This is a genomic window from Kitasatospora sp. NPDC088351 (assembly GCF_040685575.1).
In the GTDB taxonomy this organism is placed as follows: Bacteria; Actinomycetota; Actinomycetes; order Streptomycetales; family Streptomycetaceae; genus Kitasatospora.
This window is the reverse complement of record NZ_JBFBIL010000045.1, coordinates 1-12,388: the sequence shown is the minus strand read 5'-3', so window position 1 is coordinate 12,388 and position 12,388 is coordinate 1. Positions and strand designations below refer to the sequence as shown.

The 12,388-nt window shown below is 74.4% G+C and carries 10 protein-coding genes; 7 read left to right on the top strand and 3 right to left on the bottom strand.

The features are described from left to right. Window positions 1-168: 168 nt before the first annotated feature. Window positions 169-1,230, bottom strand: coding sequence for an ATP-dependent DNA ligase (locus AB0P06_RS26550; RefSeq protein WP_363611508.1), 1,062 nt, complete (start codon window positions 1,228-1,230; stop codon window positions 169-171). A 66-nt stretch (window positions 1,231-1,296) separates the two neighbouring features. On the opposite strand from AB0P06_RS26550, the gene ligD reads away from it, so the two are divergent. From ligD to AB0P06_RS26535, 3 genes are all read left to right on the top strand, one after another. Further along, the gene (ligD, locus tag AB0P06_RS26545) at window positions 1,297-2,304 is read left to right on the top strand and encodes a non-homologous end-joining DNA ligase (RefSeq protein ID WP_363611506.1); all 1,008 of its coding nucleotides are present in this window, start codon (window positions 1,297-1,299) and stop codon (window positions 2,302-2,304) included. A gap of 74 nt (window positions 2,305-2,378) precedes the next feature. After that, window positions 2,379-3,029, top strand: coding sequence for a GNAT family N-acetyltransferase (locus tag AB0P06_RS26540; protein WP_363611504.1), 651 nt, complete (start codon window positions 2,379-2,381; stop codon window positions 3,027-3,029). Beyond that, on the top strand, window positions 3,026-3,904 hold the full coding sequence (locus AB0P06_RS26535) for an aminoglycoside phosphotransferase family protein (RefSeq protein ID WP_363611502.1): 879 nt from the start codon (window positions 3,026-3,028) through the stop codon (window positions 3,902-3,904). Before AB0P06_RS26540 ends, AB0P06_RS26535 begins: the two co-directional genes overlap by 4 nt. Before the next feature lie 13 nt (window positions 3,905-3,917). On the opposite strand, the gene AB0P06_RS26530 is transcribed toward AB0P06_RS26535, so the two are convergent. Then, window positions 3,918-5,099 (bottom strand): 8-amino-7-oxononanoate synthase, encoded by a 1,182-nt coding sequence (locus AB0P06_RS26530; RefSeq protein ID WP_363611500.1) that lies wholly within the window; start codon window positions 5,097-5,099, stop codon window positions 3,918-3,920. Between the two features lie 239 nt (window positions 5,100-5,338). Between AB0P06_RS26530 and AB0P06_RS26525 the strand changes: the two genes are divergently transcribed. Further along, the gene (locus tag AB0P06_RS26525; protein ID WP_363611498.1) at window positions 5,339-7,849 is read left to right on the top strand and encodes a DUF3516 domain-containing protein; all 2,511 of its coding nucleotides are present in this window, start codon (window positions 5,339-5,341) and stop codon (window positions 7,847-7,849) included. Between the two features lie 132 nt (window positions 7,850-7,981). Here the strand turns inward: AB0P06_RS26525 and AB0P06_RS26520 are convergent, their stop codons facing one another. Continuing rightward, complete coding sequence (locus tag AB0P06_RS26520) at window positions 7,982-8,803, bottom strand: hypothetical protein (RefSeq protein WP_363611496.1); 822 nt, start codon at window positions 8,801-8,803, stop codon at window positions 7,982-7,984. Window positions 8,804-9,028: 225 nt separating this feature from the next. Here AB0P06_RS26520 and bioB point away from each other — a divergent pair, with 225 nt between their 5' ends. Genes bioB through bioD form a run of 3 tightly spaced genes read left to right on the top strand, consistent with a single transcriptional unit; the run spans window position 9,029 to window position 12,291 of the window. Next, window positions 9,029-10,234 carry a biotin synthase BioB gene (gene bioB / locus AB0P06_RS26515; RefSeq protein WP_363611494.1) on the top strand — a complete coding sequence of 402 codons (1,206 nt, stop codon included), beginning with the start codon at window positions 9,029-9,031 and terminating at the stop codon, window positions 10,232-10,234. 21 nt (window positions 10,235-10,255) lie between these two features. After that, window positions 10,256-11,560, top strand: coding sequence for an adenosylmethionine--8-amino-7-oxononanoate transaminase (locus AB0P06_RS26510; protein ID WP_363611492.1), 1,305 nt, complete (start codon window positions 10,256-10,258; stop codon window positions 11,558-11,560). Beyond that, complete coding sequence (gene bioD, locus AB0P06_RS26505; protein WP_363611490.1) at window positions 11,557-12,291, top strand: dethiobiotin synthase; 735 nt, start codon at window positions 11,557-11,559, stop codon at window positions 12,289-12,291. Before AB0P06_RS26510 ends, bioD begins: the two co-directional genes overlap by 4 nt. Window positions 12,292-12,388 lie beyond the last annotated feature (97 nt).

Below are 12,388 nucleotides of genomic sequence, written 5' to 3'. Positions count from 1 at the left end.
GTCTTCCCCCCGTGAAAGACCAATGGCCCAGACCTGCCGAGAGATTCGCATAGACCCCATGCCCCGTCAAGGGTTGTCCACGCACCCGCCACAGGCCGTCATGTACGCGCCCAACCTGCGGGGATGCCCGTTCGGGCCACCCGAACGGGCGGCTTCACTGACAAGCCGTCAACTCCTCAGCACCTGGGCGAGATCGTAGGAAACCGGCTCCTCCAGCTGCTCGTAGGTGCAGCTCTCCGGCCGCCGGTCCGGGCGCCATCGGCGGAACTGCGCGGTATGCCGGAAACGTGCCCCCTCCATGTGGTCGTACGCCACCTCGACCACCCGCTCGGGCCGCAGCGCCACCCAGGAGAGGTCCTTGCCGCCGGTCCAGCGGCTCTGCGCACCCGGCAGCCGGGCGCCGGCGTGCGCCGCCTCCTCCGCCCAGGCTCCCCAGGGGTGGGCGGAGGCATCGGTCATCCGCAGCGGTGCCAGCTCCTCGGCCAGCTCCCGGCGGCGCGCCATCGGGAACGCCGCACAGACGCCGACGTGCTGCAGGCGCCCCTGCGCGTCGTTGATGCCGAGCAGCAGCGAGCCGACCACCGGGCCGCTCTTGTGCTCTCGGTAACCGGCCACCACGCAGTCGGCGGTGCGCTCGTGCTTGATCTTGAACATGGTCCGCTCCCCCGGCCGGTACGGCTGGTCCAGCGGCTTGGCCACCACCCCGTCCAGCCCGGCCCCCTCGTACTGCGCGAACCAGGTCCGCGCCACCTCGCGGTCCAGGGAGGCGGGCGCGGTGAACACCGGGTCGGTGGCGCCGGCCAGCGCCGCCTCCAGCGCCGGACGCCGCCGCGACAACGGCTCGTCCAGCAGCGCGGCATCACCGAGCGCGAGCAGGTCGAAGGCGACGAAGGAGGCCGGCGTCCGCTCGGCCAGCAGCCGCACCCGGCTCGCCGCCGGGTGGATGCGCTCCAGCAGCTCCTCGAACCGCAACCGCCCCTCCCGGGCGATCACCACCTCGCCGTCCAGCACGCAGCGCGGCGGCAGCTCCCGCCGCAGCGCCTCCGCCAGTTCGGGAAAGTACCTGGTCAGCGGCTTTCCGGTACGGCTGCCGAGCTCCACCTCGTCGCCGTCGCGGAACACGACGGTGCGGAAGCCGTCCCATTTGGCCTCGTACTGCATCCCCGGCGGGATCTCGGCCACGGACTTGGCGAGCATCGGCGCCACCGGCGGCATCACGGGCAGGTCCATGGCTCCGATCCTCGCGCGCACGGCCACCGGGCGCGCGTCGGGCGGACCCCGCCTAGCGTGAGAGGCATGGGCTCAGCCGTGGAACTGGATGTCGCCGGGCGCAGCGTCCGGCTGTCGAACCCGGACAAGGTGTACTACCCGGAGCGCGGGTTCACCAAGCTGGACGTCGCGGAGTACTACCTGGCGGTCGCCGACGGCGTGCTGCGCGGGCTGCGCGACCGGCCGACCACGCTGCAGCGGTTCCCGGACGGTGTGGAGGGCGAGTTCTTCTACCAGAAGCGCGCGCCCAAGAGCCTGCCCGAGTGGCTGCCGACGGCCCGGATCAGCTTCCCGAGCGGGCGGTCGGCCGACGAGATCTGCCCGACCGAGCCGGCCGCCGTCCTCTGGGCGGCCAACCTGGGCTGTCTCACCTTCCACCCCTGGCCGGTGCGGCGCTCCGACACCGACCACCCGGACGAGCTGCGGATCGACCTCGACCCGCAGCCCGGCACCGACTTCCGCGACGCCGTCCGGGCCGCGCACGAGCTGCGCGCGCTGCTGGAGGAGTACGGGCTGCGCGGCTGGCCGAAGACGTCCGGCGGCCGCGGCCTGCACGTGTACGTGCCGCTGGAGCCGCGGTGGACGTTCACCGACGGCCGGCACGCGGTGATCGCGCTCGGCCGGGTGCTGGAGCAGCGGATGCCGGGGCGGGTGACCACCGCGTGGTGGAAGGAGGAGCGCGGCGAGCGGATCTTCGTGGACTACAACCAGATGGCCCGGGACCGGACCATCGCGTCCGCGTACTCGCTGCGCGCCCGGCCGCGTGCGACGGCCTCCACGCCGTTGCGCTGGGAGGAGCTGGACGACGCCGTACCGGAGGACTTCGACCTGCGGACGGTGCCCGCCCGGTTCGCCGAGGCCGGCGATCCGCAGGCCGGGATGGACGGCGAGGCGTACCGGCTGGACGCGCTGCTGGAGCTGTACGAGCGGCAGCTGCGGGACGACGGCCTCGGCGAGCTGCCGTATCCGCCGGACCACCCCAAGGCGGCCGGGGAGCCGCCCCGGGTGCAGCCGAGCCGGGCCAGGAAGCGGTGAGCCCGGCGCCGGCCCGGCGGTGATCACGTAGGCTGACGCCCTTCGGGGGCCGGTGGTGGCGGAGGGGTGCGGGAATGGGCGGGCGCGGGCTGCGGGAGATCCTGGCCGACGCGGCGAACGGGGCGTTCCCGCCGCCGGACGGCGGGGTGACGGTGGTGCCGCAGCCGTCGCCGCGCGAGGCCGGGGTGCTGTCGTTCTCCGCCCATGCGGTGGTGTTCACCGACGAGGACCCGGCCTGGGTGCGGGGCGTGCTCGCCGCCGTGCCGGGCGATCCGCTGGCCGCCCCGCTCTGTCCGCCCTTTCTGACGGCGTTCACCGAGCGCACCGGCCGGGTGGCGGGCAGCATCGACCTGCTGACGGTGGCCGGCCGGCTGCCCGGTGTGCCGCCGCTGCCGCTGGAGCCGGTCACGGACCGGGAGCACCCCCGGGTGGTGCGCGCCCTGCGCTACCGGGAGGACGTGCGGGTGTTCACGGTGGACGGCGGGGTGCTGGTCCTGGGGCGCGGGGTGGCCGGGCGGTGGGAGGGCGCGATCGAGGTCGGGCCGCGGGCGCGCGGCCGGGGTCTCGGGCGGGCGCTGGCGCTGAGCGCCCGGCACCTGCTGCCGGAGGGCGAGTGGATCTGGGCGCAGCAGGCGCCCGGCAACGCGGCGAGCGTCCGGGCGTTCCAGGCGGCCGGCTACCGCCCGGTCGGCGCGGAGACGCTGCTGGTGGCGGGGCGCCCGTGAGCGCGGAGCGGTTGTCCGTGGTCCCGGACGGGGTGCGGGCCCGGCTGGCGGTCCGGTTCGGGCCGTCCGCCGAGGCGTGGTGCGAGGCGCTGCCGGCGCTGGTGGACGGGCTGGCCCGGCGCTGGGGCCTGACGGTCCGGGCGGCCGGCGGGGGCGGGACGGCCCGGGTCTTCCGCTGCGCGCGGGCGGCCGGGGACACCGTCTGGCTGAAGCTCACCCCCGACCCCTCGGTGGCCGCGCAGGAGGCCGCCGCGCTGCGGGCGTGGGCGGGGCTGCCCTCGGTGGTGCGGCTGCTGGAGTACGACGCGGCGTCGAGCGCGCTGCTGCTGGCGGACGTCAGGCCGGGTTCGACGCTGCGGGAGCGCGCCTGGCGGCCGGCGGAGGTCGCGCCGCTGCTGGCCGCGCTGCGGTCGGTTCCCGTGGCGGGACCGGCGGGCGGGTCGGTGCTGTCGCCGTTGGCCGGGCGGGTGGACTTCCTGTTCGACCTCACCGAGCGGCGGGCCCCGGGCGCGGTGCCGGCCCGGGCGCGGGCGTCGGCGCTGGACCTGGCGGCGGGCGGTCCGCTCGCGCTGGTCCACGGCGATCTGCACCCGGGCAACGTCCTGGACGGCCCGGCCGGCCCGGTGGCGATCGACCCGCGGCCGTCCCTCGGGGATCCGGACTTCGACCTGGTGGACTGGGTGATCGACGGTGTCACCGACCGGCCCGCCCTGGAGGAACGGATCACCGGCCTGACCGCCCTCGTCCCCGGCTCCGACCCGGAGCGGGTGCTCGCCTGGTGCCGCGCCACCGCCGTGCTCATCGCCGCTCCGCGGGCGGCGGCGGGCCGACGCGACGCGGGGACGGCGTTCCTGCTGGAGCTGGCCGGGGTCTGACCGGGCCGACGGGCTACCGGGTGGGTGCGGTGGCCGCGACGATCCGCACCGCGTCGGCGATCTGGGCGTCCGTCAGATCGCCGCGCGCGGTGAGGCGCAGCCGGGAGACGCCGTCCGGGACGGAGGGCGGGCGGAAGCACCCGACGGCGAGCCCGGCCCGGCGGCAGTCGGCGGCCCAGGTGACGGCGGCCTCGGGGCCGGGGGCGCGGACCGACACGACGGCGGCGTCCGGGGTGGAGGCGTGCAGGCCCGCGGCGGCGAGCCGGGTGGCGAGCGTGCGGGCGACCTCGCGGGCGCGGTCGGCCCGGTGCGGTTCGGCGCGCAGCAGGCGCAGCGCGCCGAGGGCGGCGCCGGCGGCGGCCGGGGCGAGGCCGGTGTCGAAGATGAAGGTGCGGGCCGTCTCGGTGAGATGGCGGATCACCCGGCGCGGGCCGAGCACCGCGCCGCCCTGCGCGCCGAGCGACTTGGAGAGGGTGACGGTGGCGACGGTGTCCGGCTCCCCCGCGAGGCCGGCGGCCGCCAGCGCCCCGGCGCCGCCGGGGCCGAGAACGCCGAGCCCGTGTGCGTCGTCCACCAGCAGCGCGGCGCCGTGCGCGCGGGCGGCGGCGGAGAGTTCGGGCAGCGGGGCGGCGTTGCCGTCCACGGAGAACACGGAGTCGGTGACCACCAGGGCCCGCCGCCGGGCGCGTCCGGCGAGGACGGCGCGGACGGCGTCCGGGTCGCTGTGCGGGGCGCGGTGGACGTCGCCGCGGGCGAGCCGGCAGCCGTCGATCAGCGAGGCGTGGTTGTAGGCGTCCGAGACGATCAGGGTGTCGGGGTCGGTGAGCGCGGTGAGCGCGGCGAGGTTGGCGGTGTAGCCGGAGGAGAACACCAGCGCGGCCTCCGCCCCGCAGAACTCGGCCAGCTCGGTTTCGAGTTCGGTGTGCAGGGCGGTGGTGCCGGTGACCAGCCGGGAGCCGGTGGCGCCGCCGCCCCAGCGCAGGGCGGCGTCGGCGGCGGCCCGGGTGACGGCCGGGTGGCGGGTCAGCCCGAGGTAGTCGTTGCCCGCGAGGTCGAGCACCCGGTCCTCGGCCGGCCGGCTGCGCAGGGTGCGGGTGAGGCCCGCCGCGGCGCGCAGGCCGGCCGCCTCGTCGAGCCAGTCGAAGACGGCGGCGGGGGCGGCGAGGTGCGGTTCGGACACGGTGCGGTGAGCCATGGCGGCACTCTGGCACGCGCGCCACGGGCCGGGCAACGTGCGCCGGGGTACACGCCGGACCGGCCGTTCCGTCCGCGGGTGGGGGGTCCTGGCCGCCGTCGGCCGGCGGACCGTACGGAGGGCGATCGCCGGTGAGCGCCGCGAGGGCCTCGGTCCGGTGGAGGCCCCGCCCGCCGTTCCCGCCCGGTGAGCGGCGCCGGGCTTTGCCGGGGACTACGGCGACCAGGCAAGATAGCGGGGTGACCCTCCTTGATCTGATGCCGAAGCCCGCCACACCCGACGCGCTGTACGAGACGTTCGCCGTCTGGGCGCAGGAGCGGGGGATCGCGCTGTACCCGGCCCAGGAGGAGGCGCTGATCGAGCTGGTGTCGGGGAACAACGTGATCCTCGCGACGCCGACCGGGTCGGGCAAGAGCCTGGTCGCGGCCGGGGCGCACTTCGCGGCGCTGGCCGAGGGCAAGCGGACCTTCTACACGGCGCCGATCAAGGCGCTGGTGTCGGAGAAGTTCTTCGACCTGTGCAAGATCTTCGGCACCGAGCAGGTCGGCATGATGACCGGCGACGCGAGCGTGAACCCGACCGCGCCGATCATCTGCTGCACGGCCGAGGTGCTGGCGCAGATCGCGCTGCGCGACGGGCGGCGGGCCGACGTCGGCCAGGTGGTCATGGACGAGTTCCACTTCTACGCCGAGCCGGACCGCGGCTGGGCCTGGCAGATCCCGATCCTCGAACTCCCGCAGGCGCAGTTCCTGCTGATGTCCGCGACGCTCGGTGACGTGCGCCGCTTCGAGGAGGACCTGACCCGCCGCACCGGCCGGCCGACCACCGTGGTCCGCTCCGTCACCCGGCCCGTCCCACTGTTCTACGAGTACCGCCGCACCACCCTGCACGACACCCTGGAGGAGTTGCTGAAGACCGGTCAGGCCCCGGTCTACGTCGTGCACTTCACCCAGAAGGAGGCCGTCGACCGGGCGCAGTCGCTGATGAGCATCAACATGTGCTCGAAGGCGGAGAAGGACGCCATCGCCTCCCTCATCGGCAACTTCCGCTTCACCACCAAGTTCGGCCGCAACCTGTCCCGGTTCGTTCGCCACGGCATCGGCGTGCACCACGCGGGGATGCTGCCCAAGTACCGCCGGCTGGTCGAACGGCTCGCGCAGGCGGGCCTGTTGAAGGTGATCTGCGGAACGGACACCCTCGGTGTGGGCGTCAACGTGCCGATCCGCACGGTGCTGTTCACCGCGCTCTCCAAGTACGACGGTGTGCGGGTCCGGATGCTGCGCGCCCGGGAGTTCCACCAGATCGCGGGCCGCGCCGGACGGGCCGGGTTCGACACCGTCGGACAGGTGGTCGCCCAGGCGCCGGAGCACGTGATCGAGAACGACAAGGCGATCGCCAAGGCGGGCGACGACCCCAAGAAGAAGCGCAAGGTCGTCCGGAAGAAGGCCCCCGAGGGCTTCGTCGGCTGGACCGAGGAGACCTTCGACCGGCTGATCGGCGCCGATCCCGAGCCGCTGGTCTCCCGCTTCAAGGTGAGCCACGCGATGCTGCTGTCGGTGATCGGCCGGCCCGGCAACGCCTTCGAGGCGATGCGCCACCTGCTCACCGACAACCACGAGGACCGCACCGCCCAGCGCCGGCACATCCGCACCGCGATCGCCATCTACCGCTCGCTGCTGGAGGGCGGCGTGGTCGAGCGGCTGCCGGAGCCGGACGCCGAGGGCCGGATCGTCCGCCTCACCCTGGACCTCCAGGAGAACTTCGCGCTCAACCAGCCGCTCTCCACCTTCGCGCTGGCCGCCTTCGAACTGCTCGACCCGACCTCGCCCTCGTACGCGATGGACGTCGTCTCGGTCGTCGAGGCGACCCTCGACGACCCGCGCCAGATCCTCGCCTCGCAGCAGAACAAGGCGCGCGGCGAGGCCATCGGCGAGATGAAGCGCGACGGCATCGAGTACGAGGAGCGGATGGAGCGCCTCCAGGAGATCACCTACCCGAAGCCGCTGGAGGAGCTGCTCACCCACGCCTACGAGGTGTACCGGCGGGCGCACCCGTGGATCGGCGACCACCAGCTCCAGCCGAAGTCGGTGGTCCGCGACCTGTACGAGCGGGCGATGACCTTCACCGACTACGTCGGCCACTACGAGCTGGCCCGTACCGAGGGCATCGTGCTGCGCTACCTCGCCGGCGCGTACAAGGCGCTGGAGCAGACCGTCCCCGACGACCTCAAGACGGACGACCTCAAGGACGTCATCGCCTGGCTCGGCGAGCTGGTCCGCCAGGTCGACTCCAGCCTGCTGGACGAGTGGGAGCAACTGGCCAACCCGACCGAGCCGCAGGCGGCGGAGGTCACCCTGGACGACAAGCCGGCGCCGGTGACGGCGAACGCGCGGGCGTTCCGGGTGCTGGTGCGCAACGAGATGTTCCGCCGGGTGGAGCTGGCGGCGCTGGAGCACTACGACGCGCTCGGCGAGCTGGACGGCGAGAACGGCTGGGACGGGGACCGCTGGGCGGACGCCATGGACGGGTACTGGGAGGAGTACGACGACCTCGGCACCGGACCGGACGCGCGTGGCCCGAAGATGCTGCTGATCGAGGAGGAGGACTCCGCCTGGCGGGTCCGGCAGATCTTCGACGACCCGGAGGACGACCACGACTGGGGCATCAGCGCCGAGGTCGACCTGTACGGCTCGGACGAGGAGGGCCGGGCGGTGGTCCGGATCACCGCCGTGGACCGGCTGGGCGGCTGACGCCCGGAGGACGGAACGGAAGCGGGGGCTCGCGCACAGGCGCGGGCCCCCGCTGTTGTCGGATCATCAGCCCTGTTCATCGGCTCCGCTCATCGGCGCTGCCCGGATCACGGCCCCAGGACGCGGCCACCGTCACATCCAGATGAACGGCAGGCCCACCGAGTAGGAGATCGCCCGGGTCGCCTCTTCCAGCGCCTGCTCCGAGCCGGCCGCGGCGGTGGACGCCGCACCGGACGGGGTGGCGCCGCCGGAGGCGGTGGCCGTCGCGGTGCGGCCCTCGCCGGGGCGCGAACTGGTGACGGTCACGTAGTGCCCGACGGCCTCGACGCGGGGCTCCGAGCCGGGCTTGGCGGTACCGGCCGGCTGCGCGGGGGCGGTGGTGGCGTCCTGCAGGATGAAGGCGAGCGCGCCCGGCTTGGCCCGCAGGGCCTCGGTGGCCCTGGTGGCGGTGGCCTGGTCGGGGAAGCGCAGCACGGTGACGCTGCTGAGCACCGCCTTCTCCTGGCCGACGAAGCTGACGGTGAGATAGCCCTGGCAGCCGCTGTCGCGCAGCGGGTCCTGGGTCCGGTCCTGGAGCGCCTCGGCGCAGTCGACACCCTGCCGGACGCCGGAGCGCTTGCCCTTGTAGGCGCCGACCTCGACCAGCCGCTGGGCGGGGAAGTAGGTGTCGACGTTGAGGCCCTCGGGGTCGGTCACGGTGCGCGGCGGCGGTGCGCCGACCACCCGCGGCGTCTTGCTCGCGTCCTTGCTGGACGGGCCGAGGCCGGGTATGAAGTCGCCGGGCGTCGGGCGGGTGATGATCCAGCCGCCGGCCGCCACCACACCGACCACGACGATCCAGCCCACGGCCCGGCGGGCACTGATCCTTCTCCCCCGGTACGCTCCGGCCGGCGTGCCGGATCCGTGCTCTTCCTGCTCTCCCGATGACGGGGTGCGCTCCCCCTGCGTGGTCATGGCGCAGATTCTAAGCAGTGCGCGGGTGGCGCAGATCACGGGGGCGGTCGTTGACGATCATCATCCGCTACCGACGGGTAACGGGCCGCACCGGCCGCGGCTCGCCGACGTGACCAGCGCCACTACCGTGAGCTGCGACACTGTGACAACTCGCACATCCTCCCCTGGATCTTCTGGTGGGTTTGCTCTGGCGTCGCTCACGGACCAGCAGGCAGGATCAGGCCCATGGATCTGCTCGATACCCTCACCGCCAAGGGCCTGCGCGGCGAAACCCCCACCCGGGAAGAGGCCCTGGCCGTCCTCGCCACCACCGACGACGAGCTGCTCGACGTGGTCGCGGCCGCCGGCCGGGTGCGCCGGCGGTGGTTCGGCCGCCGGGTGAAGCTCAACTACCTGGTGAACCTGAAGAGCGGGCTCTGCCCGGAGGACTGCTCGTACTGTTCCCAGCGTCTGGGCTCCAAGGCCGAGATCCTCAAGTACACCTGGCTCAAGCCGGACCAGGCCGCCGACGCGGCCAGGGCCGGGGTCTCCGGCGGCGCCAAGCGGGTCTGCCTGGTGGCCAGCGGCCGCGGCCCGACGGACCGTGACATCGACCGGGTCACCGACACCATCGCCGCCATCAAGGGCGCCGACCCGGCGGTCGAGATCTGCGCCTGCCTGGGCCTGCTCTCCGACAACCAGGCCGAGCGACTCAAGGCGGCCGGCGCCGACGCCTACAACCACAACCTCAACACCTCCGAGGGCACCTACGGCGACATCGCCACCACCCACACCTACGCGGACCGGGTGGACACCGTGCGGAAGGCGCACGGCGCGGGCCTGTCCGCCTGCTCCGGCCTGATCGCGGGCATGGGCGAGACGGACGCGGACCTGGTGGACGTGGTCTTCGCGCTGCGCGAGCTGGGCTCGGACTCGGTGCCGGTCAACTTCCTGATCCCGTTCGAGGGCACCCCGCTGGCCAAGGAGTGGAACCTCACCCCGCAGCGCTGCCTGCGCATCCTGGCGATGGTCCGCTTCGTCTGCCCGGACGTCGAGGTCCGGATCGCCGGCGGGCGCGAGGTGCACCTGCGCTCGATGCAGCCGCTGGGCCTGCACATCGCCAACTCGATCTTCCTCGGCGACTACCTGACCAGCGAGGGCCAGGCCGGGCAGGCCGACCTCGACATGATCAAGGACGCGGGCTTCGAGGTCGAGGGCGCCGGCGAGGCCACCCTGCCCCGGCACCGCGCGGACGTCACGGCCCAGGCCGGCTCCTGCGGCGCCGCCCCCGGCGCCGCCGTCTCCCCCTGCGGCACCGGCGGCGGCTGCGGGCCCTGCGGCGGCCACGGCGACGAGCCCGCCGCCGAGGAGGACCAGAACGACGAGCCGCGCAACGGCCTCGTCCGGGTCCGCCGACGCGGCGCCGGCACCGAACTCGCGCCCAACGCCTGACGATCCGGGGGAACCCTCATCATGACCCAGCTGTCCGCGGACACCCTCCTCGCGCTCGACCGGGCGCACGTCTGGCACCCGTACGGGCCGATGCCAGGCACCGCCACCCCGTACGTGGTCGAGTCCGCGTCCGGCGTCCGGCTGCGGCTCGCCGAGCCCGTCGCGGGCGGCCGGCGCGAGCTGATCGACGGGATGTCGTCCTGGTGGGCGGCGATCCACGGCTACGGACACCCGGTGCTGGACGAGGCGGTGCGCGAGCAGCTGGGCCGGATGAGCCATGTGATGTTCGGCGGGCTCACCCACGAGCCCGCCGTCCGGCTGGCCGCCCGGCTGGTGGAGATCACGCCGGAGCCGCTGCGGCACGTCTTCCTGGCCGACTCCGGGTCGGTGGCCGTCGAGGTCGCGATGAAGATGTGCCTGCAGTACTGGCAGTCCGTCGGCCGCCCGGAGAAGCGGCGGCTGCTCACCTGGCGCGGCGGCTACCACGGGGACACCTTCCACCCGATGTCGGTCTGCGACCCGCAGGGCGGCATGCACCACCTGTGGGGCGGCGTACTGCCCGACCAGCTCTTCGCGCCGCAGCCGCCGGCCGGCTTCGACGCCCCGCTGGACACCGAATACGCCGACCGGTTCGACGAACTGATGGAGCGTCACGCCGGTGAGCTGGCCGCGGTGATCGTCGAACCGGTGGTGCAGGGCGCCGGCGGGATGCGGTTCCACTCCCCGGCCTATCTGCGGATGCTCCGCGAACTCTGCGACCGCCACGGCGTGCTGCTCGTCTTCGACGAGATCGCCACCGGGTTCGGGCGCAGCGGCGCCCTGTTCGCCGCCGACCACGCGGGCGTCTCGCCGGACGTGATGTGCCTGGGCAAGGCGCTGACCGGCGGCTATCTGACCATGGCCGCGGCCCTGTGCACGAGCGAGGTCGCGGACGGGATCAGCCGGGGCGAGATGCCGGTGCTGGCGCACGGCCCGACGTTCATGGGCAATCCGCTGGCCGCCGCCGTCGCCAACGCGTCGATCGACCTGCTGCTCGGGCAGGACTGGCAGCTGGAGGTGAAGCGGATCGAAGTCGCCCTGCGGGACGGCCTGGCGGGCGCGGCGGACGCGCCCGGGGTGCGGGACGTCCGGGTGCGGGGGGCGATCGGCGTCGTACAGCTGGACCACCCGGTGGACGTGGCGGCGGCCACCGAGGCGGCGGCGCGGGAGGGCGTCTGGCTGCGCCCCTTCCGGGACCTGATCTACACCATGCCGCCCTATGTGACGGGGGACGAGGACGTGGCGCGGATCTGCGCCGCCGTGACGGCCGCGGCGGTGGCCGGATGAGCGCCCGGATCCTGTTCGTCACGGGCACCAACACCGAGGTCGGCAAGACGGTGGCCACGGCCGCCGTCGCCTCCGCCGCCCTCCAGGCGGGCCTGCGGGTCGCGGTGCTCAAGCCCGGGCAGACCGGCGTCGGCCCGGGCGAGCCCGGGGACGCCGAGGAGGTGGCCCGGCTGGCCGGCCGGCTGACCACCCGCGAACTCGGCCGCTACCCGGAGCCGTTGGCCCCGGACACGGCGGCCCGCCGGGCCGGGCTGCCCCGCGTCTCGCCCGAGCGGGTGGCGGCCACCGTCGCGGAGCTCGCCGAGGGCCACGACCTCGTCCTGGTCGAGGGCGCGGGCGGCCTGCTGGTCCGCTACGACGACGAGGGCCGCACCCTGGCCGACCAGGCCCGGGCCACCCGCGACCGCGGCCTGCCGGTGGCGGTGCTGCTGGTGGCCACGGCCGGTCTGGGCACGCTCAACATCGTCGCCCTCTCGGCCGAGGCGCTGGCCGCCCGCGGCCTCGACCTGCTCGGGGTGGTCATCGGCGCCTGGCCGGACGCGCCCGGCCTCGCCGACCGGTGCAACCTCGCCGACCTGCCGCGCTCGGCGGGCGCGCCCCTGCTCGGCGCGCTGCCCGAACGGGCCGCCGGCGCCGGGGACTTCGCCGCCCTGGCGCTCGCCTCGCTGGCCCCGGAGCTGGGTGGCCGGTGGGACGCCGAGGAGTTCGGCCGGGCGCACCGGCCGGCCTAGGGCCAATGCCGGTGACTTTGTGGTCGGTGTCTCGTTGGTTGTGGTGTGGCGAGGGTGGGGCAGGTCAAGTCGCCTGCGGATGAGCGGATATCGGACC